At 35.8% G+C, this 24571-nt stretch carries 18 protein-coding genes; 14 read left to right on the forward strand and 4 right to left on the reverse strand.

Annotated elements, in window-relative coordinates; translation table 11 throughout:
* Nucleotides 1–2 precede the first annotated feature (2 nt).
* From ACSHWW_RS02020 to rlmN, 6 genes are all read left to right on the forward strand, one after another.
* The gene (locus tag ACSHWW_RS02020) at nucleotides 3–1943 is read left to right on the forward strand and encodes a DUF3857 domain-containing protein (RefSeq protein WP_435680731.1); all 1941 of its coding nucleotides are present in this window, start codon (nucleotides 3–5) and stop codon (nucleotides 1941–1943) included.
* Between the two features lie 52 nt (nucleotides 1944–1995).
* Complete coding sequence (locus tag ACSHWW_RS02025; RefSeq protein ID WP_435680732.1) at nucleotides 1996–2325, forward strand: nucleotide pyrophosphohydrolase; 330 nt, start codon at nucleotides 1996–1998, stop codon at nucleotides 2323–2325.
* A 2-nt stretch (nucleotides 2326–2327) separates the two neighbouring features.
* Entirely contained in the window at nucleotides 2328–3581 is a 1254-nt protein-coding gene (locus ACSHWW_RS02030; RefSeq protein ID WP_435680733.1) for a 3-phosphoshikimate 1-carboxyvinyltransferase, read from the forward strand.
* Between the two features lie 67 nt (nucleotides 3582–3648).
* Entirely contained in the window at nucleotides 3649–4701 is a 1053-nt protein-coding gene (queA, locus tag ACSHWW_RS02035; RefSeq protein WP_435680734.1) for a tRNA preQ1(34) S-adenosylmethionine ribosyltransferase-isomerase QueA, read from the forward strand.
* 97 nt (nucleotides 4702–4798) lie between these two features.
* On the forward strand, nucleotides 4799–7084 hold the full coding sequence (locus tag ACSHWW_RS02040) for a T9SS type A sorting domain-containing protein (protein WP_435680735.1): 2286 nt from the start codon (nucleotides 4799–4801) through the stop codon (nucleotides 7082–7084).
* A gap of 76 nt (nucleotides 7085–7160) precedes the next feature.
* Nucleotides 7161–8201: a 23S rRNA (adenine(2503)-C(2))-methyltransferase RlmN gene (gene rlmN / locus ACSHWW_RS02045; RefSeq protein ID WP_435680736.1), complete on the forward strand. Its 1041-nt coding sequence runs from the start codon at nucleotides 7161–7163 to the stop codon at nucleotides 8199–8201.
* 43 nt (nucleotides 8202–8244) lie between these two features.
* On the opposite strand, the gene ACSHWW_RS02050 is transcribed toward rlmN, so the two are convergent.
* Complete coding sequence (locus ACSHWW_RS02050; RefSeq protein WP_435680737.1) at nucleotides 8245–9597, reverse strand: aryl-sulfate sulfotransferase; 1353 nt, start codon at nucleotides 9595–9597, stop codon at nucleotides 8245–8247.
* Between the two features lie 60 nt (nucleotides 9598–9657).
* On the reverse strand, nucleotides 9658–11121 hold the full coding sequence (locus tag ACSHWW_RS02055) for a choice-of-anchor J domain-containing protein (RefSeq protein WP_435680738.1): 1464 nt from the start codon (nucleotides 11119–11121) through the stop codon (nucleotides 9658–9660).
* Nucleotides 11122–11354: 233 nt separating this feature from the next.
* Here ACSHWW_RS02055 and ACSHWW_RS02060 point away from each other — a divergent pair, with 233 nt between their 5' ends.
* The 8 genes from ACSHWW_RS02060 (at nucleotide 11355) to ACSHWW_RS02095 (ending at nucleotide 21800) form a co-directional block, all read left to right on the forward strand.
* Entirely contained in the window at nucleotides 11355–12332 is a 978-nt protein-coding gene (locus tag ACSHWW_RS02060) for a polyprenyl synthetase family protein (protein ID WP_435680843.1), read from the forward strand.
* Between the two features lie 139 nt (nucleotides 12333–12471).
* Complete coding sequence (gene der / locus ACSHWW_RS02065; protein ID WP_435680739.1) at nucleotides 12472–13773, forward strand: ribosome biogenesis GTPase Der; 1302 nt, start codon at nucleotides 12472–12474, stop codon at nucleotides 13771–13773.
* 148 nt (nucleotides 13774–13921) lie between these two features.
* The gene (locus ACSHWW_RS02070) at nucleotides 13922–16681 is read left to right on the forward strand and encodes an outer membrane beta-barrel protein (protein WP_435680740.1); all 2760 of its coding nucleotides are present in this window, start codon (nucleotides 13922–13924) and stop codon (nucleotides 16679–16681) included.
* A 164-nt stretch (nucleotides 16682–16845) separates the two neighbouring features.
* The gene (locus tag ACSHWW_RS02075) at nucleotides 16846–17538 is read left to right on the forward strand and encodes a glycosyltransferase family 2 protein (protein ID WP_435680844.1); all 693 of its coding nucleotides are present in this window, start codon (nucleotides 16846–16848) and stop codon (nucleotides 17536–17538) included.
* A complete protein-coding gene (locus ACSHWW_RS02080; RefSeq protein ID WP_435680741.1) occupies nucleotides 17535–19022 on the forward strand; it encodes a cellulose synthase family protein in 1488 nt (495 codons plus the stop codon). The genes ACSHWW_RS02075 and ACSHWW_RS02080 overlap by 4 nt, the downstream gene beginning before the upstream one ends.
* Nucleotides 19022–20425, forward strand: coding sequence for a glycosyltransferase 87 family protein (locus tag ACSHWW_RS02085; RefSeq protein ID WP_435680742.1), 1404 nt, complete (start codon nucleotides 19022–19024; stop codon nucleotides 20423–20425). The genes ACSHWW_RS02080 and ACSHWW_RS02085 overlap by 1 nt, the downstream gene beginning before the upstream one ends.
* A gap of 13 nt (nucleotides 20426–20438) precedes the next feature.
* Nucleotides 20439–21095, forward strand: coding sequence for a peptidoglycan-binding domain-containing protein (locus ACSHWW_RS02090; protein WP_435680743.1), 657 nt, complete (start codon nucleotides 20439–20441; stop codon nucleotides 21093–21095).
* 123 nt (nucleotides 21096–21218) lie between these two features.
* On the forward strand, nucleotides 21219–21800 hold the full coding sequence (locus ACSHWW_RS02095) for a DUF4870 domain-containing protein (RefSeq protein ID WP_435680744.1): 582 nt from the start codon (nucleotides 21219–21221) through the stop codon (nucleotides 21798–21800).
* A gap of 59 nt (nucleotides 21801–21859) precedes the next feature.
* Here the strand turns inward: ACSHWW_RS02095 and ACSHWW_RS02100 are convergent, their stop codons facing one another.
* Entirely contained in the window at nucleotides 21860–23395 is a 1536-nt protein-coding gene (locus ACSHWW_RS02100; protein ID WP_435680745.1) for a bifunctional GNAT family N-acetyltransferase/carbon-nitrogen hydrolase family protein, read from the reverse strand.
* 194 nt (nucleotides 23396–23589) lie between these two features.
* Nucleotides 23590–24558 carry a deoxyhypusine synthase family protein gene (locus tag ACSHWW_RS02105; RefSeq protein ID WP_435680746.1) on the reverse strand — a complete coding sequence of 323 codons (969 nt, stop codon included), beginning with the start codon at nucleotides 24556–24558 and terminating at the stop codon, nucleotides 23590–23592.
* Between the last annotated feature and the right edge of the window lie 13 nt (nucleotides 24559–24571).

Consider the following 24571-nt stretch of genomic DNA (forward strand, 5'->3'; position numbering starts at 1 on the left):
ATATGAAAAAAATAGTATTCTTTTTATTACTTGTAAGTGTTTCATTAAACGCTCAAGACTTCAAATTTGGTAAAGTGTCTGTTGAAGATTTTAATAGTCTTACTGAAGATGATAAAAATGCTGAGGCCGTAGTTCTATACAGATCTGTAGAAATCGATTTTCCATATAGCAATAACGAAGGTTATACCAAAAACACAGAAGTACATGAAAGAATTCTTATTAATTCTGAAGATGGATTGAGATGGGCAACCCAAATGGAACGCCTGTATAATCGTAATAATTCTACCGAAGAACAATTAATAGGTTTAAGAGGTTACACATATAAATCAGTGAACGGTGAAGTAAAAGAAGTGAAACTTAGAAAGGATGGCGTTTTTGAAGATGAAATTAATGAATACTGGAAAGTAAAAAAATTCACAATGCCTGACGTTCAAGTCGGTTCTATAATTGAATTTAAATACACCATAACGTCTCCGTTTGTGACGGTGGATGATATTGATTTACAATATACTATTCCTATTAAAAAGGAGAAAATTAAAATGATTTTGCCGCCTTACTACATTTATAATGTATCATTCAATCCGCGTGCAGCTTATATTCCATCGTTTGCAGAAGATAATACCAAAGACAACGGTAAAATTCAAGAGTTAAAAAGAGTGCTTGTTGAGGTTGAAGATGTTCCTGCGTTAGAAAATGAGCCAATGTCTGGAAGTTTAGATAATTTCAGATCAAAAGTTATTATTGAGTTGGCTGGGAAAAATTTTCCAGGAAAAGCGCTTGATTTGTACTCTACTTCTTGGGAAAATGTTGCCAAAACGATTAGTGATAGTAAGAACTTTGGAGATCAATTAGAGAAAACCAAATTTTTTAAGGAAGATCTTGAAGCTGTTTTAAGCTCTAATATTTCTCCATTGGATAGAGTCGAGGCAATTTTTGAACATGTAAAATCAAAAGTCAAATGGAATGATTACTATGGAGTTTATGCTCAAAAAGGTATTAAAGATGCCTATAAGGAAGGTTCTGGAAATGTAGCAGATGTTAATTTACTACTTACAGCTATGTTAAGCGATGCTGGACTAGAAGCATTTCCTGTACTAGTAAGCACAAAAAATAACGGAATCCCATTTTATCCAACTCGTGAAGGATTCAACTATGTGATAGCTCTTGTTATGATAGATGGCAAAATTATTCTACTAGACGCTACAGAAGAAAAATCTACTTTAAACGTGCTGCCTTCTCGTGTACTTAATTGGCAAGGTCGTGCACTTATTAATGATGGAACATCCTACTGGGTGGACCTCAATCCTAAAATCAATTCTAAAGAAACTACACTTTTACAAGTTTCCCTAACTGAGGATGGCTTGGTAGAAGGAAAAGTTAGAAAGCGTTTAACTGATTATGAAGCGTATCGCTATAGAAGCAGATTGGATTTAAGTGATACGTCTAAATTGATGGAGTACCTTGAGGAAGATGAATTAGGACTTACCGTGGAAGATGCGATTGTTAAAAATGCAGATAACTTAAGTAAACCTCTAGATATAAGTTACGATTTTGAACAGGAAGATGCATCAGAGGAAATAGGTGGTAGTCTATATATAAGTCCTTTATTATTTGAAGCAACCACAGTTAATCCATTTAAAAGTGAAAAAAGAACCTTGCCCATAGATTTAGTGCGTCCAGTCTCTCAAAAAATCATTGTCAACATGAAAGTTCCAGAAGGATTTACTGTGGTTTCTCTGCCTGAAAGTATAAAGGTTAACTATGGAAACGGCTATGCTGACTATATGTATGTTATAAAACTAAATGGGAATATCATCACTATTTCTTCTGATTTTAATCTAAATGTAAATCTAGTTATGCCAAATGATTATCAATTTTGGAAAGATTTTTATGGTAAAATCGTAGAAAAGGAATCAGAGAAAATAGTTCTTAAGAAAATATAAGTAGTCTCATTAATAGAGATAGTACTTAACTTTGAGGAATTAATTAAAGTTTATGAGCCTTAAACAATCACAAGAACAAGTGGACCAGTGGATAAAAAGCCACGGTGTGCGTTATTTTAATGAGCTTACTAATATGGCTCAACTTACTGAAGAGGTAGGTGAAGTTGCACGCATAATCGCTAGAAGATACGGTGAGCAAAGTGAGAAAGAAAGTGATAAGAATAAAGATTTAGGAGAAGAACTAGCAGACGTTATGTTTGTGGTACTTTGTCTTGCAAATCAAACAGGTACTGATCTAGAAGGTGCATTTGCAAAAAAGCTACAACTTAAAACAGAGCGCGACCACGATAGGCATCATAATAATGAAAAGCTAAAAAGCTAGTGATGGACCTGCTGCTCAAAAACAACAAGAGCTTACTAGATGAAAAAGTAGTTTTTACAATCACAGGTTCAAAAAGTGAGAGTAATAGATTGCTTATTTTAAAAGCACTGTATCCATCCATAAAAATTAAGAACCTTTCAAATAGTGATGACACGATTCACATGCAACAAGCGTTATCATCTCAGGAAACTACGATTGATATAGGTCATGCAGGAACCGCAATGCGATTTCTCACTGCATATTTCTCTGCTAAGAGAAATTCAACAATAGTCTTAACAGGTAGCGAGCGCATGCAACAGCGACCTATTAAAGTGCTTGTTGACGCTTTAAGATCTATAGGCGCAAGAATTAATTACTTAGGAGAAGAAGGATATCCACCGCTGCAAATCAATGGTGGTTTTATTTCAAAATCTAAGTTAAAGATAGATGCAACCGTTTCCAGTCAGTACATTACTGCCTTAATGCTAATCGCTCCATCATTAGAAAATGGTTTGGAAATAGAACTTAAGGGCGATCTTACCTCTCGACCGTATATAGAGATGACTTCTAGGCATCTAGAATCTATAGGCGTGAACCTTTCATGGAGCAAAGAAAGTTCGGCTACTACCATTAAAATTGAACCATTATTGCATCCATCTACTAAAAATCTTATTGTAGAAAGTGACTGGAGTAGTGCAGGTTACTGGTATAGTTGGGTGGCTTTGCAACCAGCAGGATATGCTTTAAGTTTAGAACATTATTTTGAAGATTCAGTTCAAGGAGATAGCAAGTTGAAGGATTATTATGAGCTCTTCGGTGTTCAAACGGTATTTAAAAATGGCCTTCTTACTTTAACTAAGACAGATCAGAAAGTGGTTCAAAATATTGAGCTTCATCTCATAAATGAACCCGATCAAGCACAAACCATCTTTGCTACATGTTTGGCCTTAGGCATTAACGCTCATTTTACAGGATTACACACGTTACGTATTAAAGAAACGGATCGTATTGAGGCATTAAAAACGGTGGGATTACGCTTTCGCGAAAGCGAGATCTCAACAACTCAAGACTCTATAACACTCCACTGTAAGCCCTTAAAAAGACAACCGCAAGAGGTCATTATTGATACTTATAATGATCACAGAATGGCATTGGCTTTTGCTCCATTATCATATATAACACCTTTAATTATTAAAGATGCTGGAGTGGTGACTAAGAGCTATCCACAGTATTGGGAAGATTTAAAAGCGGTAAATGTCGATATCACAGAAATTTAAGTGTCGATTTACTTGACAACGCCTATCTCAGAATCGTATATTTGTAAGTTCAAAATAAAACTAATATATGAAGCTATCACAATTCGGTTACGAACTTCCAGAAAACTTGGTCGCGCAACATCCAGCAGAGAATAGAGATGAATCGCGTCTTATGGTACTACATAAGAAAACAGGCGAGATAGAACACAAAATGTTCAAAGACGTCATAGAGTATTTTGAAGAAGATGATGTATTTGTGACTAATAATACTAAGGTTTTCCCTGCTAGATTATATGGTAATAAAGAAAAAACTGGTGCTCGCATCGAGGTTTTTTTACTTAGAGAATTGAATCCTACTACTAAGTTATGGGACGTTCTAGTAGATCCTGCAAGAAAAATTAGAATTGGAAATAAATTATACTTTGGTGATGACGAGAGTCTTGTGGCTGAGGTTATCGATAATACAACCTCAAGAGGAAGAACTTTACGTTTTCTTTTTGATGGTAGTTATGAAGAATTTCGTGAAAAATTAAAAGATCTAGGTGAGACTCCTTTACCTAGAGAACTAGGTCGTGAAGTTGAGGAAGAAGACGAGGAAAGATATCAAACGATTTATGCAACAAATGAAGGAGCTGTAGCTGCACCAGTTGCAGGACTGCACTTTTCTAAGCACTTGTTAAAGCGTTTAGAAATTAAAGGAATTAAGCGTACTAATATTACTATGCATATAGGATTAGGAACTTTTGCTCCTGTAGAAGTAGAAGACCTTTCTAAGCATAAAATGGACAGTGAACAAGCTGAAATTACTCAAGAAACTTGTGACATTGTTAATGAAGCAATTGATACGAGAAAGAATGTTTGTGCTATAGGAACAACTACTATGCGTACTCTCGAAAGTGCAGTAAGTAGTGATGGCCATTTAAATATATATGAAGGATGGACTAATAAATTTATTTTTCCACCTTACGAGTTTAGTATAGCAAATGCGATGATTACAAATTTCCATCATCCTAAATCGACTTTAATGATGCAAGCGGCAGCATTTGCAGGTTATGATTTATTGAAGAAAGCATATGAACTAGCTATTAAAGAAGAGTATAAATTCTCTACTTACGGTGACGCGATGCTGATCATCGATTAATAATTATAACATTTCTATAACATTTTACCGCTTAGAGCATTTCTAAGCGGTTTTTTTATGCTAATCACGTATATTGCAAACCTTTAAATCCCTAACTATGAAAAAAATTACAGCCTTATTAATTTTAACTTTTGTGTCCACCTTTTTATGGGCGCAAGATGTGGAAGGTCCTAAGCCTATCTCATGGAAATTAAAACAACAATATAATGCACCAATTGCAAAATTTGAAGGTGTTCCATATAGAGAACTTGCAAAGGAAGACGCAATTAACGATCTCGATAAAAGTATTCCTTGGAGATTTGGTTATGAGTTTGCAACAGACTTAGATCCAGCAACTGCAGGAGAAACTATTACTCTTGCAAATGGTGATCAATTATGGAGAATACGTATTCAAACTCCTGGAGCGTACACGACTAACTTACTATTTGACTGGTTCAAGTTAAAAGAAGGTGCTAGCGTGAGAGTTTATTCTCATGATCGTACTGATGTTTCTAAGCTTTACACACATGAACAAAATAACGATCAACAGATTTTAGGTATATGGCCTATCGCATCTGATGATGTTTGGATAGAATTTATTGAGCCTAGTAACTCTATTGGGCAAAGTAAATTAGGTATAGGAACTGTTGTACATGGTTATAGAAATATAAGTGAATCTTCAGATTTTAAAGCACTTAATGATTCTGGAAACTGTAATCAAGATGTAGATTGTGATATCACACCTACTGGAGCTGATCCATTTTCTATCAATCAAGTAAAAGAGGATATGAAAAAAGCAGCTGCTATGATCGTTCTAGGATCAGGTGTTTGTAGTGGTGCTCTAGTTAATAATACAGCAAACGATGGTACTCCATATTTCTTAACAGCAAATCACTGTGTAGGAAGTAATACAGGTAGTTGGGCATTCCGCTTTAACTGGCGCAGTACAGTAGCACGTTGTGCTTCTACTTCTGGTAGTATAACAGGTTCTTTTAATCAAACTGCTAGTGGAGCAACATTATTAATGAGTAGTAGTGAAAGTGATTCAGCATTAGTTAGAATTACAGATACAGGATTCTTTAACGCTAGCCCAGATGTGATTTGGTCTGGATGGAATCGTTCTCTTACAGCAACACCAGCGATTAATTTCGGAATTCACCATCCTTCTGGAGATATTCAAAAAGTATGTAGAGATGATCAAGGAGCTGTGCGTAACACAAGATCTTTTAATGGTAATGCTACAACTGAGATGTGGTTGATAAGCGATTGGGACCTTGGAGTAACTGAGCCTGGATCTTCAGGATCGCCATTATTTAATGAAAACGGACAGATTATAGGTGTGCTTTCAGGTGGTGCAGCAGCTTGTAACGGAACAAATGATAATAACCAGATCGATTACTACGGTCGTTTTGGTGTTGCTTGGGATTTTGGAAACACCGCAAGTTCTAGATTGAGAGATTGGTTAGACCCTAATAATACTGGTGTATTAACTATAGATACTTTCCCAGCCTCTCAACAATTCAATAATGATGTTGCTATTAGTGTAAATTCAGAAGTTTGTGGTACAGAATTAACATCTTCCGTTGTGATTAACAATATAGGATTAACTGCGGTTACGTCGGCATCTGTACTATACGGTTTAGGTTCTAGTAACAATTCGATTACTTATGCTGGGAATATCGCTCCAGGAAGTTCTGCAACGGTAGTTTTACCAGTTCAAGTAGTAGGTGCTACTCCACAAAACTTTACAGTTAATGTTACTAATCCAAACGGAGTAATGGATGAAGATACTTCAAACAACTCTGCTTCAAACTTAGTGCAATCTACAGCAGCTTATGACGGTAACAATACGGTAACGTTTAGTATTACTACAGACGATTATGGTGATGAAACTACATGGTCTCTTGAAGATTTATCTGGAACAATCTTACAACAAGGTCCTGCTACGCAATATGCAAGTAATTCTAATTTTACAGAGACTTTAAATGTTGTACAAGGTGAATGTTATATTTTCACAATTAACGACTCTTATGGTGATGGAATATGTTGCCTAGAAGGAAATGGTAGTTATGAATTAAGAACAGATAGCAATGTGCTTATTTTCTCAGGTGGACAATTTACAAACACTGAAGTAACAGAATTTGGAATTAATTCAACTGCAAGCGTTGATGATGCGGCTATTTCTGTAGAGATTTATCCTAACCCATCAAAAGGTCTTTACAATGTTACTTTACAAGAAAAAGCTAGTTATTCTATATATGATTTATCAGGAAAATTAGTTCAAGAAGGAAATTTAAATGCTGCTTCTAATCTTGTGAACCTTTCACAGGTAGCAAATGGACTTTATTTAATAAATATTGAAACAGCAACTGGAGCAATAACTCAAAAATTAATTAAAGAGTAACATTTAACTCCTTAACATAGAAACGCGCTGCAAGATTGTCTAATTTTGCAGCGCGTTTTAATTGATAGCTATTCCATTGAAAGACATTAAAAAAGATATAAGATCCTATACTCAAGATGAATTGAGAGCATACTTTGTGGAACAAGGTCAGCAGGCATTTAGAGGTAATCAAGTATATGAATGGTTATGGAAGAAAGGTGCTCATTACTTTGAGGATATGACTAATCTTTCAAAAGAGACTCGTGCTTTTTTAAAAGATCACTTCGTTATTAATCATATACGAGTAGATCACATGCAGCGCAGTACAGATGGTACTATTAAGAACGCAGTGAAATTGCATGATGGATTAACCGTAGAGTCTGTAATGATTCCTACACCTACCAGAACTACCGCTTGTGTTTCTTCTCAAGTAGGATGTAGTTTGAATTGTGAGTTCTGTGCTACCGCGAGATTAAAGCGCATGCGCAATTTAAATCCAGACGAGATTTATGATCAAGTAGTTGCCATAGATCAACAAAGTAGAAGTTACCATAATAGGCCACTATCAAACATAGTCTTCATGGGAATGGGTGAGCCATTAATGAACTATAATAACGTTATTAAATCCATTGATAAAATCACTGGTGATGACGGTTTAGGAATGTCTCCTAAGCGCATCACGCTTTCCACAAGTGGTGTGCCCAAGATGATGAAAAAACTCGCAGATGACAGGCCTAAGTTCAATCTAGCTCTTTCTTTACATAGCGCAATTGATGAGAAGCGCGTAAAAATTATGCCTTTTAATGAGCAATTTCCATTAGAGGACATTAAGGATGCGCTACGTTATTGGTACGATAAAACAGGCACTAGAGTGACTTATGAATATGTAGTCTGGAAAGGCATCAACGATACTAAGGAAGACATAGATGCGCTGGTTGAATTTTGCAAGGTGATACCGTGTAAAGTAAATATTATAGAATACAACTCAATAGATGACGATCGTTTTGAACAAGCCTCTAAACAAGCTGTAGATGCTTATGAACGAGAATTAAATAGATTTGGATTCATAGTAAACGTGAGACGCAGTAGAGGTAAGGATATCGATGCAGCCTGCGGTCAGTTAGCAAATAAGTCGTAGGTATTACGCTTTCGCGAAAGCGAATTCAAACCATCTTTACATCTTAATAATCACTCGGATCAAGAATAGATACTTGTGCATTTATGATTCCTTGGAAATCCTTCTCATATTGAATCGTCTTAAAAGGAGAACCAGATAACTCAAAGCCTAATTGAGCATCTAAAGAGTATTCCCAAACAATTTCTTGAGATGAATTTATTTCTCTCAGTATTCTTCCAGTTCCACTTGTGATAAGTGTGTTGCCATTCAATAATCTATAAGCTCCAGAGGTGCGAGGAGATTTAATATCACTATCTTGATAAATCCATGAGTAATCTAAAGGTGCGGTAGATTCATAAGGCATCATAATGTAATTACCATTAGAATCTATAGGAGCTGCAATCTCTACTACCGCAGACAGGTTATCATCTATATTATTGTTAAACACCATAAATGTTCCTCCAGAGTTCTCAGTACTAGCAATGTAAGTAGCGTCATGCTGACCAAATAATTTCTGATCTTGAGCATTGCCATTTTTATGTGCAAGGCTATTTCCCCAGCGGTACAGTAAATCACCACCTTTTCCAGCATTTCCTCCTGTATGGGTAGCGGCTTGGGCTGTTGTCGTGCTATGATCTATAACCCATATCTCGCTAAAAATTCTGCTGCTCATAACGATTTGATCAAACTCTTCTATGTATTCAAGGCTGTTAATGTGGTTGAAATTTGCAAGCCCATCAGTCGCTGGATTGTTTATGTCTATTAATTCTGGATGAGCGCTTACTGAGCCAAAGTTGTTCTTAGTGCTATCATAATCTTGAACTAAATGATCCCAAACGCTCCATTCCCAAACTATGTTTGCTCCATTTGATCCCAAAGGTTCTATTTCTATGATGCGATCTGGCCACACTTCATTACTTAAAAGTAAATTGAGATCTCGACCGTTGAGTATGGCTTCGCTAGAGTCTTTTTTATCCCATACGCTAGCTAGTAGATTGCCATTAGGTAAAATGACTAAATCGTGATGTAAAATAAAATCATTACTGTTATATTCCCATTGCCATACTTGATTACCATCTTTATCAAGTTTCTCGATTCCGCCGGTTTGCCCACCAAAGTTAAAGTCAGGATTATTGAGTTGAATGGCTCTATAAATACCGCCATCATTATCTAAGTATGCCATTAAAGCATTATCATCACTTTCCCATTTTTTAACTGGAAATCCTTCCTTGTCTATTAAGAAAGTTTTGTTTGTAAATGAAGGAGTAGCAAGTATATAACCATCTTGAAAACCACCAGTTTTATAAATTGTTACTGCATTTGTAAGGACTGGAGCTGCTGTCATGTCATCATCATCACTCTTGCAGGAAAGAGTAGATAGAACTAATAATACTAAGTAAGTTAATTTGAATTTCATGTAAAAAAATAAGCACCTTAAAAATAAGGTGCTTATTATAAAAACAATTGAATTTATCGTTTATTTCTTGATAAACTGTACTGTTTGAGAACCGTTATCAGTATCTAATTTCAATAAGTAAAGTCCAGCGCTTAAAGTATTAACTTTAATCTGGTTGTTCTTAACCTCTACATTTTCAGTGATTAGTTGACCTAAACCATTGTAAATAGTAACATTATTAATGATTTCTTCAGTTTGAATGTTTAAGAAATCAGTTGTTGGGTTAGGGCTAATTGTAAATAGGTTTTCAACTTGATCGTTTACAGATGCTGTTCCTTCAGTCATAAATTGCCATACAGGACCAGTTGTATTTATACCACCAACGTTTCTAGGTTGTAATTGCCAGTAGTAAGTAGTTCCAGGAAGCATATTTGTTAAATCTACAGTAGTAGCTGTTGTTGATCCCAAGCTGTTTAAAGCTGCAGGATCTGTACCGAAAAAGAATCCATAAGCTTCTGGTGCATCACCTGTTGCAGCAGCACTCCATAAAAATGTAACTTGGTCACTATTTGCAGTGTCAATTGGTACATTAGTAGCCATATCTGCAGGGAAAGGATTGATTGCTGCATCTGGAGCAGTAATAGTTCCCATTTCTGTAGTAAAACTCCATACAGGATTATTAGTTGCTGGTCCAGCTGTGTTTTTAGGAATTATTTGCCAGTAGTAAGTAGTATTATAAAAGAAACCTCTAATTGCTATTGGAAGTGTAGTCGTAGCTGGAACAGTTCCTAATGAAACTAAAGTTGTAGGTGAATCACCTAATAAAAATTCATATTCATCTGGAGCAACAGCTCCTAATGAACCATCAGCCATCCATCCAAATTGAATTGAGTTATCTGGAACATTATCTGCATTTGCATCAGATGTGTCTATGATGATTCCAGTTGCCATATCTGCAGGTGTAGGAGTGTTAGCATTTCCAGGAACTGATGCAGCACCTTGAACTACTTCTACATTATCAAAAGTAATTGCATCACCATCATTTTGTACGTGAACAAAAGCGATGTAAACACTTTGATTTAAATAAGCAGCAAGATTAACATTGAAAGAAGTAAATACAGCATTTGTATTATTACCTAACTCAGCTTCGTTTAAGTTTTCTATTTCAACAAATGTTGTTGTATCTGTTTGAGATGTAGTAGAAATTCTAATTGATAGTTCAGATCCAAATTCACCAGCATTTAAGTCAGTCGCATCAAATAATAATACATTCTGAGTTGAATTTATAGGTATAAGAGGTGAAACTATCCAATCTTCGGCACTCATCATAGGAGTTACTGCTTCCCACAAACATTGTGCTCTGAATTCTGGATCCGTACCTGCTTGAGCCCACTGAACTGTTGTTCCAAGGCCATTTGCACCATCATAAACAGCCCAACCTGCTGGAGGAAATGCTGCACCGGCACCATTAAAGTCTTCTAAGAACTGTGCTGTTCCAAAGTTAAATGACACTAGCGCCATTAGAATTAAAGTAATTTTTTTCATTTTATAGGAATTTAAGTTTATTGCGCTAAATATAGCCATATCCTAAAAAGTTGACGTCCCAATTGTTTAAGATTTAACTTGTATTTATCATATATGTTAGATTATTCGATGGAAATCGTTTTAATCGGTTGAATGGTAAGTTGTTATTTCCACGTTTTTTAGTTTTAATTCATTTTACCATTAAAAATGCTAAAATTCCCAAGCCTTATTCAATGGGTAGTATATTTGTAAACATGAAAATAGTTGAGCAAATTAAAGCACCAGTTGCCCACGAGATGGAACTCTTTGAAAAAAAGTTTCAACTTGCGATGGCTTCACGTATTGCATTGCTTAACAGAATCACTCATTTTATAGTTAATCGCAAAGGGAAACAAATGCGTCCTATGTTTGTTTTTCTTGTCGCAAAAATGATAGGCGATGGTGAGGTGAATGATCGTACCTATCGCGGTGCGTCAGTGATTGAATTAATTCATACCGCAACTCTTGTGCATGATGATGTGGTAGATGATAGTTTAAAACGCCGCGGATTCTTCTCAGTAAACGCACTTTGGAAAAATAAAATTGCGGTTCTAGTAGGTGATTATCTATTATCTAAAGGATTGTTACTCAGTATAGATAACGGTGATTTTGATTTATTGCAAATCATAAGTGTAGCCGTACGTGAAATGAGTGAAGGAGAATTACTCCAAATTGAAAAAGCACGCCGCCTGGATATTACTGAGTCCGTTTATTATGACATTATCCGTAAAAAAACCGCTACTCTTATCGCCGCATGTTGCAGCCTTGGTGCTTGCGCTGTAGCTCCTGGAAGTGATGATGTTGAGAAGATGCGCGAGTTTGGTGAAATGATAGGAATCGCATTCCAGATTAAGGATGATTTATTTGATTATGGAAACGAGCGCATCGGTAAACCTACCGGTATAGATATTAAGGAGCAAAAGATGACGCTGCCGCTCATTCATACCCTACAAATCTCCAGTAAGAAAGATCGTAAATGGTTGATCAACTCTGTTAAAAAACACAACCGCGATAAAAAACGAGTAAAAGAAGTCATTGATTTTGTGAAAAATAACGGTGGACTAGAGTATGCCGTGACAGCGATGTATGAATATCGAGATAAGGCCATGAAAATACTAAATACCTATCCAGACTCAGAGTACAAGCGATCTCTGGAGTTAATGGTGGAGTATGTAATCGATCGTAAAAAGTAAGAAATAATCAATTATTGATGTGATGAGTTTTCATTTGGGACACGCTTTCGCGAAAGCGTAACAAAAAAAATCACACCACTCTTTTACAAGACGCTACCTCATAACAAAAACGTACCTTTGCAACCGCAAATAAAACAGCATGAGTATAGTAGCAATAGTAGGAAGACCTAATGTAGGTAAATCTACCCTTTTTAATAGACTGATTCAACGTAGAGAAGCCATTACCGATGCGGTAAGTGGTGTAACACGTGATCGTCATTATGGAAAAAGTGACTGGAATGGAAAAGATTTTTCTATTATAGACACCGGTGGATACGTATTAGGTAGTGATGACGTTTTTGAGGCAGAAATTGACCATCAAGTAGAACTAGCCATAGATGAGGCTGACGTGATACTTTTTATGGTAGATGCCGAGGATGGAATTACCGGAATGGATGAAGATGTAGCAACTTTACTACGTAAGGTGAAAAAGCCTGTCGTGCTTGCTGTAAATAAAGTAGATAATCCAGAGCGTGAAGCAAACGCTGTGGAATTCTATAATCTAGGTCTAGGAGATTATTACACACTTTCAAGTACTAGTGGTAGTGGAACTGGAGATTTACTAGATAAAGTTGTTGAGTTATTACCAGATACTCCTGTTAGAGAAGATAGTGACTTGCCACGATTTGCTGTAGTAGGAAGACCTAATGCTGGTAAATCATCTTTCATAAACGCACTAATAGGTGAGGATAGATATATCGTTACAGATATTGCTGGAACTACTAGAGATTCTATTGATACTAAGTATAATCGTTTTGGATTTGAATTCAACCTTGTTGATACCGCTGGAATACGTAGAAAGAAAAAGGTAAAAGAAGATCTGGAGTTCTATAGTGTGATGCGTAGTGTAAGAGCCATAGAACATGCAGATGTTTGTATCCTTATTCTAGATGCCACTCGTGGATTTGATGGACAGGTACAAAACATATTTTGGCTAGCTGAACGTAATCGTAAAGGAATCGTGATTCTAGTTAATAAATGGGATCTCGTTGATAAAGAAACTAATACTGCCAAAGAATTTGAAGCACAAATAAGACGAGAAATGGAACCCTTTACTGATGTTCCTATCGTGTTTATATCTGTATTAAATAAGCAGCGTATTTTTAAAGCTATTGAAACAGCTGTAGATGTGTTTAAAAACAGAACCAAGCGTATAAAAACGAGTGAACTTAATGAGGTGATGTTGCCGTTGATAGACCATTATCCGCCGCCATCTTTAAAAGGTAAGTTTGTTAAAATTAAGTTTGTTACTCAATTACCTACACCACAGCCACAGTTTGCATTCTTTTGTAACCTGCCGCAGTATGTAAGAGAGCCTTATAAAAGATACCTCGAGAATCAATTGAGACAAAAATTTGATTTCCACGGTGTTCCTATTAGTGTTTACATGAGAAAGAAATAAACTTAGATATAGATTTTATAAAGACCAGCAATTGCTGGTCTTTTTTATTTGTAAGCAATCTGAATTGTAGGAATATTTATAATTTTCAAATAATATTAACGTTCAAGTTTGTTGATGGAAGTAACTTCACCTCATTAGCTAACCAACTATGAAAAGAATAATATTAATCACAATAGCCCTTCTCGCTATGGCGACAGTTCAAGCGCAGAGATTTGAGATTCAAGGTATTGTTCAGGATTCTACGAGTAAAGAATTGCTACAAAGTGCCACGGTATTTTTAGAAAGTAAAAAAGACTCTACTTTAATTTCATATTCCATTACTGATGAGCAAGGAGTTTTTAAACTTGTAGGAAATACAGGTGTTGAGGAGTTTAATTTCTTTACGTCATTTACAGGTTATAAGGAATTTACTAAAGCTATTAATTTTAAAGATGGACGTACCATCGATTTAGGAACCATTAGTTTATCAAGCGATGTGGAGTTTCTAGAAGGAATAGTGGTTAAGGCTCGCAAAGCGCCTATTACTGTAAAACAAGACACCTTAGAATTCAATGCAAAATCATTCAATACAAAAGCAGACGCTAATCTGGAAGACGTAATTAAAGAGCTGCCAGGTGTAGAAATTGATAAGGATGGAAAAATCACAGTAAATGGCAAAGAGGTCACTAAAATTCTTGTGAATGGCAAAGAGTTTTTTGGGAACGATCCTCAAGTAGCATTAAAGAATTTGCCCAAAGAAATCATCGATAAGATTCAAGTCACAGAATCTAAAACTGAAGAACAAAAGGCAAACGGTGAAGCTGGAGATGCAAACGCTAGCGAAATCAACATTACTATAGATGAAGATAAAAATAAAGGTTGGTTCTCAAGGTTGACAGCAGGCGCTGGAACAGATGATCGATATAGCGCTAGTGGTATCGTGAATTACTTTAAAGACACGTTTAGAGTGAGCGTGCTGGGAAGTACAAATAACATTAATAGTCCTGGATTCTCTTTTGATGAGATTTATGATGCGATGGGAAATAGCGCATATTCTATAAGTCGTAGTTCAAATGGTAGTTTTGGAATTAATGGAGTCAGTTTTGGAGGTTCTGGAGGAATCACTTCAAGTAGATCTGCTGGATTGAGTCTTGCAAATGATTGGGATGAAAAAGTAGAACTATCAGCTAGTTATTTTTATGGGAATAATGATACAGAAACTGCAACTGATAATAGGACAACTACCTTTTTACCAGACCGCGAATTTACCACGACATCTTCTTCTAGAGGTAGAAACATGGGAGATTCCCATAGGCTTAATAGTCGGGTAGAAGTTAAGCTAGACACTCTTACCACTATAAGTATCGAGCCTAGTTACACGCAGAGTTCCAGTAACAACGTGAGTAATCGTATTGCAAATACGCTAGATGATGCTGGACAAGAAATAGACGTTACGACATCAAGCAATTCAGATTCTGATAATTATAACGCTGGTGTAAATCTTTATGTGAGTCGTCGTTTTAAGAAAAAAGGAAATTCGGTTTCACTTTATACTACAGTAAATACTAATAATTCTGAGTCGTTAAATGATTTCTTTTCTGAGCGTATCATTTCAGATAATGGAACAATGACATCAACACAAATACAAAATCAAGTCATTAATCAAGACTCTAAAGGAACCGGATTTTCCTTTTCACCACGCTGGCGCAAATCTTTAAATGAAGACTACGGTCTTAATGTGGCCTATAGAATATCTGCAAATCATAATGAACAAAACAGAAATGTTTTTGATAGAGATGTAACTACTGGTGAGCCTACTATATTTAATGCTGGATTGAGTAATGATTTTGAGACAGATAATACGCAGCATCGTCCTAGTCTAGGACTTGTTTATTCCAAAGATAAATTCCGATGGGAAGTTACTGCAGGACTGCTGTATCAAACATTAAATACAAGTAATGCGTTGCTCGATAGTTCATTTGATAGGTCGTTTTCAAATCCTTATTTGAGAGCTTATTTGAGTAAGCAAATAGGTAAGTTTTCAAGCATTTATTTAAACTATAGTAATAATATTAATGTGCCTAGTATTAATCAATTACAGCCCGTTGAAAACAGTACAAATCCGCAAAATATTGTGACGGGAAATCCTAATCTTGAAGCCACAAATACCCATAATTTATATCTTAATTACAATAATTATAATTGGGAAGAAAATAAAGGTTTTTACTCTGGAGCAGGTTTTACATATACAGATAATCAAGTGGTAGGTATCACACTTACAAATCCAGATTTAATCAGAAACACGACTTATACAAATGTGGATGGAACTTATAACGGTTATCTCTATTCAGGTTACAGCATGAAGTTTCAAAAAGATAAACGCAGTATCAGTTTGTCTGCTGGATTAGATGGGAATTTATCACTAGATAAGGGTTTTTCTAACGGAATCGCATTTGAAACTAACAATTTGAACATTTCACCTAACCTAGGTTTTGAATACGAGATCGACGATATTTTTGAACTAGAAACAGAGTATAATATCGATTTTAATTCAAGTAAATTCTCTTTAGAAAATTTTGAAGATCAGAAATTTGTGAACCATAGAGCATCTATAGATTTAACCACATTCTGGCCTAAGAACCTAACTCTAGGATTGCGTGGTGAGTACAACGTTTTTGGTAACGTTACAGAGGAGTTTGATAACGATTCCTTTGTAATGATAGGTAGTCTAGGATACAAGTTTGCAAAGGATAAAGCAGTTGTCAAGTTAACGGCTTATGATATTTTAAATCAAGTGATCGATACGCGTCGTACGGTAGCGCAAGATTTTATTTCTGACTCGAGCAGTTTAGTATTGAGACAATATTTCATGTTGAGTTTTACCTATAAATTCTCAAAATTTGGCGGTAAAGATCCCAATAAAAACTAGAGATTTTTAGTATTACGCTTTCGCGAAAGCGTAATTAAACTTCATAAATTCTATCTAGAAGTTTATGGTATGGTTTGAATCTATTGAAAAAGCTTGAAAGCAGACATAAATCAACTACAGATTTGTTAACTTTCCACCTTTAAAATCTGCTATTGCAATCCACTATTCCTATCATAAGAGTTATCATCCCAGCCTATAATGAAGCTGATTCTATGCCTCTAGTTATCAACGACATACCTAATATGGTTGCTGAGGTAATTGTGGTAAGTAATAATTCAAGCGACGATACTATTGTTAATGCAAAGAATGCTGGCGCTACAGTTCTAGAAGAAAATAATCGCGGTTATGGTTATGCTTGTTTAAAAGGCATGGACTACGTCGCTCATTTATCTCAGTCTACTGACATTATTGTGTTTCTAGATGGAGATTATAGTGATTATCCAGAACAGTTAACCGATCTTGTAACTCCTATCATTGATGAAAACATTGATTTTGTTGTAGGTGCGCGAGTAGAATCGTTAAGAGAAAAAGGATCGATGACGGTTCCGCAAATCTTTGGAAACTGGCTGGCGACTTCATTGATGAGTTTGTTGTTCAAGTCACGTTTTACAGATTTAGGACCATTCCGTGCTATTAAGTATGATAAGTTACTGGCGCTTCACATGGAAGATAAAACCTATGGTTGGACTGTTGAGATGCAGTTAAAAGCACTCAAGAAAAAGTATACTTATGTGGAAATCCCTATGAAATACCGCAACAGAATAGGAGTTTCAAAAGTATCGGGTACTGTTAAAGGTGCTATATTTGCAGGCGTAAAAATCTTAACCTGGATATTTAAATACGGCTTCAAGAAATGATATTAGAATGGATCTGCATTATTATTTATAGTACATCACTCGTGATGATTCTATTCTATTCATTTGCACAATTAAATCTCTTATTCAATTATTTATCAGCTCGCAAAAACACAGTTGATGGACCTACATTTGATTTAAATAATCCAGCTGAGGTTCCTTATGTAACTATTCAATTACCTGTTTATAATGAGGCTTATGTGATGGAGCGATTGCTCGATAACATAGCATTAATAGATTATCCTCAGGATAAATTAGAGTTTCAAGTACTCGATGATTCAACTGATGAAACGGTGGAAACAACTCGACTACATATTGAAAAACTGGCTGCTACAGGTATAGATATTAAACATATCACGAGAGAAAATCGTGAAGGATTTAAAGCTGGTGCTCTTAAAGAAGGATTAGTTCATGCTAAGGGAGAATTCATCGCCATATTTGATGCAGATTTCCTTCCAGAACCAGACTGGTTGAAGAAAACCGTAATCCATTTTAAAGATCCTGAAATAGGAGTCGTTCAAACTCGATGGGGACATTTAAATAGAGATTACTCAATATTGACACAAATCCAGGCATTTGCACTGGATGCACATTTCACACTAGAACAAGTAGGCCGTAATTCTAGAGGACATTTCATTAACTTCAACGGTACCGCAGGAATATGGCGCAAAGAAACCATTATCGATGCCGGAAACTGGGAAGGCGATACACTTACTGAAGATTTAGATTTGAGCTATAGAGCACAGCTTAAAAACTGGAAATTTAAGTACTTAGAAGATGTAGTAACTCCTGCAGAATTACCTATCGTGATTAGTGCTGCTCGTTCACAGCAATTCCGCTGGAATAAAGGTGGCGCAGAGAACTTTAGAAAAATGTTTAAAAGAGTCATCTCCTCAGATATGTCTTTTAAATCTAAGACACATGGTGTACTGCACTTATTGAACAGTACTATGTTTCTTAATGTACTAATAGTAGGAGTTCTTAGTATTCCTATGTTGTACATTAAAAACACTTATGCACACTTACATGATTACTTTTATGTTATGAGTTTCTTTGTGGTGAGCTCCATCATATTTTTTATATGTTACTGGTACATGTACAAGAATACCTATGGCGGCGGCTTCAAGAATTTCATCAGTTACATAGGGATGTTTTTCACCTTTTTTTCCATAGCAATGGGATTCTCTCTGCATAATTCCATAGCGGTAATGGAAGGTCATTTAGGAAAACGCAGTGAATTTGTGCGCACTCCTAAATTTAATCTTGCAGCAGTAGGCGGCAACTGGAAGACTAATAAATATCTCAAGAAGAAGATAAGTCGCAATGTGATCATAGAAGGAATTTTGATGTTGTATTTCGGTTTTGGAATGTATTCTGCTTTTATAGTCGGTGATCAAGGTGGCGATTTTGGACTCTTTCCATTTCACTTAATGTTGTTTATAGGCTTCGGTTTTGTGTTCTTCCGTAGTATTACAGATAAGCAGTAATGGAACGCAGGTTAGGCAATGCACTCGGTATATTAACCATTTTAAGTGCTATACTTTACAGCTTGTTTTTCTCGCTTGAGCGAAAGCAATTCCCAGAACTTCTTTTCCTCTACACATTACTTTTTGCGGCCTTTATAGGATGTTGCTATGTGGCAAATAAGTCCACACAACAAGATTTTAAACTATTACCATCATTTTTAGGAAGGTGGTTTTACGGCTCTTCATTAGTTGGCGGTCTATTTTTCATAGGCTTGATATTGCGATTATTGCTGTTAAATAATACACCACATTTATCACAAGATTTTTTTAGGTTTATATGGGATGGGCATCAATTACTGAATGGTTTTAATCCATACTTACACTTGCCAAATGATGTCATTCAATCTGGAGCAAATCATATCCCAAATGCTACGTTGCTTCATGCTTCTATGGGCGAATTATCAAGTGGTCATTATACTAATTATCCACCGTTGAACCAATTGTTCTTTACAGCTGCTGCGTGGTTAGGAGGCGATAATACCCTAGCAAATGTGATATGGATGCGTGTTTTTATAATCCTTGCAGACTTATTTATATTCATTTACGGAATTAAATTATTGAGATTATTAGGTAAGCCTATGTGGTTGATAGCACTGTACTATTTAAATCCTTTTACGATTATAGAATTAACAGGTAATCTGCATTGGGAAGGAATGATGGCGCTCTTTTTACTCATGTCTATTTATTACTTACTCATTTATAAGAAATGGTATAGCATGCTGTTTATGAGTTATGCGATTTTATTAAAACTCTTACCGGTAATAGTGCTGCCTTTATTATTTAGGAAACTCAATTTTAAAAAAGCACTTATTTATTACGTTGCAGTTGCGCTAGTTATCGCGCTGGGATTTGCTCCATTTATTTCTCAAAATTTAATAGATAACTATACAGCGTCAGTAGGATTATGGTTTGGCAACTTTGAATTTAATGGTAGCGTTTATTATCTCGTTCGTTATATAGGTTATGAAATTACAGGTTATAATATTGTTCAAACTGCAGGTAAAATTTTACCCTTAATAACACTTATCATTATTACTCTGATAAGCTTAAAGCGTAGAAATGAACAACCAAAGGTCTTATTATCGAGTATCGTTTTAGCTTTCTTTACCTATTTACTTTTTTCCACCACGGTACATCCATGGTATCTGACCATACCATTATTATTCAGTGTATTTACTTCTTATCGTTTTATGCTCGTGTGGAGCTTCACTATTTTCTTGAGCTATTATGCTTATTCAAATGATGGTTTTATAGAAAATGGCTGGTTGATATTTCTAGAATATGCAGTAGTCCTATTAATGCTTATTTTTGATTTGAGAAAAGGGAAAACCACAATAGTAAAACAACAATCTATAGCAGATTAACAAACCAACCACCATGAAACAACTCATTATATTTCTTCTCGTAATTATTTTAGGATTTATAGCCTATGATTTTTATAAAGATTGGGACCGATTTCATGCTCCAGAATATCATTACACAACCGAAGCAGCAATAGATGCAAGTTATCACGATCAAGCAGTTGTAAGAGATTATCACGAGGCTATTGCAGATTTAAATACTTATGTAAAATTGCAATGGACGGCAAATGATATAGATGTGCGTTTACCAGAGGATGATGATTTAGAAACGCAACAAGCGGTTAAAGAATATGCAAACAAACTAGCTCACGTTACTTATCTACAACAAAAGCTAGAGCAGTCTGCGCTTTATAAAAAGCAAGGCTGGAGCAATGAGCAAATCATGGCGTTTGAAAACAATCAATCTTCACCTGAGGCTTTAAAAACCCAAAGCCAAAAAGCTTTAATGAATCAACTTTTCAAAAACGAAGTAGGAAATAGTCAGCGTATAGGTTCAAAAAGTGCCCTAACGTTTGAAATCCAAAAAATCCTAATTGATAAAGGCTATGAAATTCCACTAGATGGCGTTTTTGCACAAATCACTAGTACCGCACTAGCAGATTTTGAAGCAAAAAACAATCTCTATCCAGACGGGAAAATAGATGCGCTTACTTTTGATGCATTGATAAAGTAAGTTTCAATTGCTTGATTCACAATTTGATGACATCTTTGTCATAAGAATGACGCAAACAAGTCAATTCTAAAACTTGACCTTCATGAGCTTTACTCCTTAGGTTTGTTCCACTAATTTTAAATTATGAAAAAGATGAATCCAGTAGGAACTAAAATCAAAGAAATACGTGTCAAAAAAGGGATGTCTCAGGAAGAACTCGCCACAAATTCTCAAGTGAGTTTACGAACCATCCAGCGTATTGAGAATAATGAAAATGAACCTCGCGGTAAAACTTTACAGCTCCTATGTGAAACGCTAGATATTAATATTGAAGAGTTACTGGATTATGGAAAACATGAAGACCGACAGTTTTTAGGATTATTTCATTTATCTATCATTATAGGAATTCTATTTGGAGTAGGAAGTATTCTGATTCCTTTAATATTGTGGATGACAAAAAAGGATAAAATTAATGGTTTACAACGTGTTGGAGCACGTACCTTAAATTTTCAAATTTGGTGGTTAATTTTAATGGTTATAATTCCGGCTATTGGGTTTGTGCTTATTTTTAATCAAGGAGTGCCAGGTATTAAAGCGATGACGAGTATCATGTTAATACCAATTGTAATGATGATTATAAATGCCATTTTAGCCATGATTTTTGCTATTTTAAATTTTAGAGGCAAACAAATTACCTATCCCAGTATCATTCCTATGATTAAATAAAAAAAGGGTTTCTTATTCTTTATAAGAAACCCTTTTAGAATATTAATTTTAGGCATAGCTTATTTCTTACTCACTTCATACAAATCTGTCCTGCGATCTTTAAGGTTTTTTACTGCACCATAATTATGAAGCTCTTTTAATAAATCTAGATCTACATCGGCCACAAGAATCATTTCAGTATTTGCTGTGGCTTCTGCTTTGACGCCATTTGATGGGAAAGCAAAATCACATGGAGTGAATACCGCGCTTTGCGCATAAGAAATATCCATGTTTTCTACGGCAGGTAAATTCCCCACGCTACCAGCTATCGCTACATAACATTCATTCTCCACCGCTCGAGCTTGAGAGCAAAGGCGTACACGAGCATAAGCATTCTGTGTATCGGTCAAGAACGGTACAAAAAGAATTTGCATGCCTTCTTGAGCCATAATGCGACTCAATTCTGGAAATTCACTGTCATAACAAATCAAGATTCCTATTTTACCACAATCCGTATCAAAAGTTTGAATCTTATTTCCTCCTTGAAGACCCCAAACTTTTTGCTCGTCTGGAGTGACGTGGATTTTTTCATAACGCTCAATAGTTCCGTCGCGACGACATAAATTACCTACGTTATACAATTGTCCGTCGATAACCTCAGGCATAGAACCTGTGATGATATTGATGTTATACTTAATAGATAATTCAGAAAACTTATTTCTAATCATCTCTGTGTACTTAGCAAGTTCTCTTATAGACTGACTCACGCTCAGTTTATTATAAGCAGCCATTAATGGCGCATTAAAATACTCTGGAAACAAAGCAAAATCTGCACGATAGGCAGCAACGGCATCTACAAAATACTCAACTTGCTGCATGAGCTCGTCAAAACCTGAGTAAGGACGCATTTGCCACTGGATCAAACCTAATCTAACAGTGCTTTTTAGTGCCGTAGTTTCAGTAATCGGTTTTGTGTAATAAATGTTATCCCATTCTAGTAGTACACCAAATTCCATAGAGGCTTTATCGCCGTCTAGGTAGTTTTTAAGAACACGAGAAACGTGGAAGTCGTTAGATAACTGAAAGTTCAGTACAGAGTCTGTAATCTCTTTATTGCGCACTTTTTCTATGTATTCCTTAGGTGTCATATCACTCGCATGATTATGATAATTAGGAATCCTACCACCAAAAGCGATACCTCTCAAATTCAAATTCTCACAAAGCTCCTTACGATAATCATACAAACGACGACCTAATCGCATACCGCGGTATTGTGGTTTTATAAAAACTTCAATACCGTAAAGGACATCTCCATCATCATCGTGCGTGGAGAATTTATAGTTACCAGTAACTTGCTCATACGTATACTGACCACTAAAGTCTTCATATTTTACAACTATCGACAGCGCACAAGCAACGATTTCTTCATTCACTTTAAGCACAACCTGACCTTCTGGGAATTTTTCTATGAGCGTTTTAATTTGCTCTTCTTTCCAATAAGAATCTGGTAGATTGTTGTAAGAATCAATCATCGCATGCTTCAACTCTTCATAATCTTTGAGTTGCAAGAACTCTAGATTCAAATTGTCAATCTTACTCATATTTATATCACTCATGGTCGTGTACTTGTATTTTAAATGTAATGGGAATTCAGTAATCTTTAGCTAGGTAAAAAGTTAATTTTTCAAGCATAAAAAACCTGTAAACTGCCATGCGTTGAGCAACTTACAGGTTTTGTGTTATCATGCTTTATTATAGTTGTTTTAAATACGCTTTCGCGAAAGCGCAAAAAAACAGCATAACTAACAATCTACATCTCTAATAAATAAGCAAAAATCAAAGGAGCAACGATTGTTGCATCACTTTCTACTATAAATTTAGGAGTGTCTTGATCTAGTTTTCCCCATGTAATTTTCTCGTTAGGAACGGCTCCAGAGTAGCTTCCATAACTAGTCGTAGAGTCTGATATCTGGCAGAAATAGCTCCAAAAAGGCGTGTCTGTACGTTCCATATCTTGGTACAACATAGGCACCACACAAATAGGGAAATCTCCTGCAATCCCACCACCGATCTGGAAGAAACCGATTCCTTTTTGTGAATTATCTGTATACCAGTCTGCAAGGTAAGTCATGTATTCAATACCGCTTTTTACGGTGCTCGCTTTTAACTCGCCTTTCATCACGTAGCTGGCAAAAATATTACCCATCGTACTGTCTTCCCATCCTGGAACGATGATCGGTAAATTAGCCTTAGCAGCAGCATACATCCATGAATTCTCAATAGGGATTTCATAATACTGTTCTAGAACACCGCTTAATAACAGTTTATACATGTATTCATGCGGGAAATAGCGCTCGCCTTTTGCCTCTGCATCTTTCCATATCTTAACGATGTGCTCTTGAAGTCTTCTAAAAGCTTCTTCTTCAGGAATACAAGTGTCGGTCACACGATTCAATCCTTGTTCTAGCAATTCCCATTCATCCTGTGGTGTTAAATCGCGGTAATTAGGCACACGTTTATAATGACTGTGCGCCACGAGATTCATTAAATCTTCTTCTAGGTTAGCTCCAGTACATGAAACGATATGTACCTTATCCTGACGAATCATCTCGCCAAATATTTTCCCAATCTCGGCCGTGCTCATAGCTCCTGCAAGTGAAACGAGCATTTTTGAACCTTGGTTCAGTTGTGCTTCATAACCTTTGGCGGCATCTACTAGAGCTGCACTGTTAAAGTGTAAGAAGTAATTTTCTATGAAATCTGTTATCGGTTTTCCCATGTTTTGTTTTTTG

The sequence above is a fragment of the Nonlabens sp. genome, from assembly GCF_051251825.1.
Lineage (GTDB): Bacteria > Bacteroidota > Bacteroidia > Flavobacteriales > Flavobacteriaceae > Nonlabens.

Excerpts from the sequence above, each read along its gene's own strand:
- ACSHWW_RS02095 (WP_435680744.1), top strand. The coding sequence starts at position 21,219 with ATGAAAAAGATGAATCCAGTAGGAACTAAAATCAAAGAAATACGTGTC.
- ACSHWW_RS02105 (WP_435680746.1), bottom strand. The coding sequence starts at position 24,558 with ATGGGAAAACCGATAACAGATTTCATAGAAAATTACTTCTTACACTTT.
- der (WP_435680739.1), top strand. The coding sequence starts at position 12,472 with ATGAGTATAGTAGCAATAGTAGGAAGACCTAATGTAGGTAAATCTACC.
- ACSHWW_RS02080 (WP_435680741.1), top strand. The coding sequence starts at position 17,535 with ATGATATTAGAATGGATCTGCATTATTATTTATAGTACATCACTCGTG.
- ACSHWW_RS02020 (WP_435680731.1), top strand. The coding sequence starts at position 3 with ATGAAAAAAATAGTATTCTTTTTATTACTTGTAAGTGTTTCATTAAAC.
- ACSHWW_RS02100 (WP_435680745.1), bottom strand. The coding sequence starts at position 23,395 with ATGAGTGATATAAATATGAGTAAGATTGACAATTTGAATCTAGAGTTC.
- ACSHWW_RS02090 (WP_435680743.1), top strand. The coding sequence starts at position 20,439 with ATGAAACAACTCATTATATTTCTTCTCGTAATTATTTTAGGATTTATA.
- ACSHWW_RS02055 (WP_435680738.1), bottom strand. The coding sequence starts at position 11,121 with ATGAAAAAAATTACTTTAATTCTAATGGCGCTAGTGTCATTTAACTTT.
- ACSHWW_RS02030 (WP_435680733.1), top strand. The coding sequence starts at position 2,328 with ATGGACCTGCTGCTCAAAAACAACAAGAGCTTACTAGATGAAAAAGTA.
- ACSHWW_RS02040 (WP_435680735.1), top strand. The coding sequence starts at position 4,799 with ATGAAAAAAATTACAGCCTTATTAATTTTAACTTTTGTGTCCACCTTT.
- ACSHWW_RS02060 (WP_435680843.1), top strand. The coding sequence starts at position 11,355 with ATGAAAATAGTTGAGCAAATTAAAGCACCAGTTGCCCACGAGATGGAA.
- ACSHWW_RS02085 (WP_435680742.1), top strand. The coding sequence starts at position 19,022 with ATGGAACGCAGGTTAGGCAATGCACTCGGTATATTAACCATTTTAAGT.
- ACSHWW_RS02050 (WP_435680737.1), bottom strand. The coding sequence starts at position 9,597 with ATGAAATTCAAATTAACTTACTTAGTATTATTAGTTCTATCTACTCTT.
- queA (WP_435680734.1), top strand. The coding sequence starts at position 3,649 with ATGAAGCTATCACAATTCGGTTACGAACTTCCAGAAAACTTGGTCGCG.
- ACSHWW_RS02025 (WP_435680732.1), top strand. The coding sequence starts at position 1,996 with ATGAGCCTTAAACAATCACAAGAACAAGTGGACCAGTGGATAAAAAGC.
- ACSHWW_RS02070 (WP_435680740.1), top strand. The coding sequence starts at position 13,922 with ATGAAAAGAATAATATTAATCACAATAGCCCTTCTCGCTATGGCGACA.